This window comes from Curtobacterium pusillum, assembly GCF_013359865.1.
GTDB classification, from domain to species: domain Bacteria; phylum Actinomycetota; class Actinomycetes; order Actinomycetales; family Microbacteriaceae; genus Curtobacterium; species Curtobacterium pusillum.
The window spans coordinates 1-1,578 of record NZ_JABMCE010000012.1 but is presented as its reverse complement, the minus strand read 5'-3'; the positions used below and the strand labels follow the sequence as shown (position 1 = coordinate 1,578).

Here is a 1,578-nt window from a genome sequence, read left to right as displayed (position 1 = left end):
TTTTTTTACGGAGAGTTTGATCCTGGCTCAGGACGAACGCTGGCGGCGTGCTTAACACATGCAAGTCGAACGATGATGCCCAGCTTGCTGGGTGGATTAGTGGCGAACGGGTGAGTAACACGTGAGTAACCTGCCCCTGACTCTGGGATAAGCGTTGGAAACGACGTCTAATACTGGATATGATCACTGGCCGCATGGTCTGGTGGTGGAAAGATTTTTTGGTTGGGGATGGACTCGCGGCCTATCAGCTTGTTGGTGAGGTAATGGCTCACCAAGGCGACGACGGGTAGCCGGCCTGAGAGGGTGACCGGCCACACTGGGACTGAGACACGGCCCAGACTCCTACGGGAGGCAGCAGTGGGGAATATTGCACAATGGGCGAAAGCCTGATGCAGCAACGCCGCGTGAGGGATGACGGCCTTCGGGTTGTAAACCTCTTTTAGTAGGGAAGAAGCGAGAGTGACGGTACCTGCAGAAAAAGCACCGGCTAACTACGTGCCAGCAGCCGCGGTAATACGTAGGGTGCAAGCGTTGTCCGGAATTATTGGGCGTAAAGAGCTCGTAGGCGGTTTGTCGCGTCTGCTGTGAAATCCCGAGGCTCAACCTCGGGCTTGCAGTGGGTACGGGCAGACTAGAGTGCGGTAGGGGAGATTGGAATTCCTGGTGTAGCGGTGGAATGCGCAGATATCAGGAGGAACACCGATGGCGAAGGCAGATCTCTGGGCCGTAACTGACGCTGAGGAGCGAAAGCGTGGGGAGCGAACAGGATTAGATACCCTGGTAGTCCACGCCGTAAACGTTGGGCGCTAGATGTAGGGACCTTTCCACGGTTTCTGTGTCGTAGCTAACGCATTAAGCGCCCCGCCTGGGGAGTACGGCCGCAAGGCTAAAACTCAAAGGAATTGACGGGGGCCCGCACAAGCGGCGGAGCATGCGGATTAATTCGATGCAACGCGAAGAACCTTACCAAGGCTTGACATACACCGGAAACGGCCAGAGATGGTCGCCCCCTTGTGGTCGGTGTACAGGTGGTGCATGGTTGTCGTCAGCTCGTGTCGTGAGATGTTGGGTTAAGTCCCGCAACGAGCGCAACCCTCGTTCTATGTTGCCAGCGCGTTATGGCGGGGACTCATAGGAGACTGCCGGGGTCAACTCGGAGGAAGGTGGGGATGACGTCAAATCATCATGCCCCTTATGTCTTGGGCTTCACGCATGCTACAATGGCCGGTACAAAGGGCTGCGATACCGTAAGGTGGAGCGAATCCCAAAAAGCCGGTCTCAGTTCGGATTGAGGTCTGCAACTCGACCTCATGAAGTCGGAGTCGCTAGTAATCGCAGATCAGCAACGCTGCGGTGAATACGTTCCCGGGCCTTGTACACACCGCCCGTCAAGTCATGAAAGTCGGTAACACCCGAAGCCGGTGGCCTAACCCTTGTGGAAGGAGCCGTCGAAGGTGGGATCGGTGATTAGGACTAAGTCGTAACAAGGTAGCCGTACCGGAAGGTGCGGCTGGATCACCTCCTTTCTAAGGAGCATCTGGCACCTCTTGGGGTGTCCAGGCGCCGGATCGAGACGAA

At 56.5% G+C, this 1,578-nt stretch carries 1 rRNA gene; it reads left to right on the top strand.

Annotated elements, in window-relative coordinates:
* Positions 1–4: 4 nt before the first annotated feature.
* Positions 5–1,526: ribosomal RNA gene (locus HP507_RS00060) — 16S ribosomal RNA — on the top strand.
* The last annotated feature ends 52 nt before the right edge of the window (positions 1,527–1,578 follow it).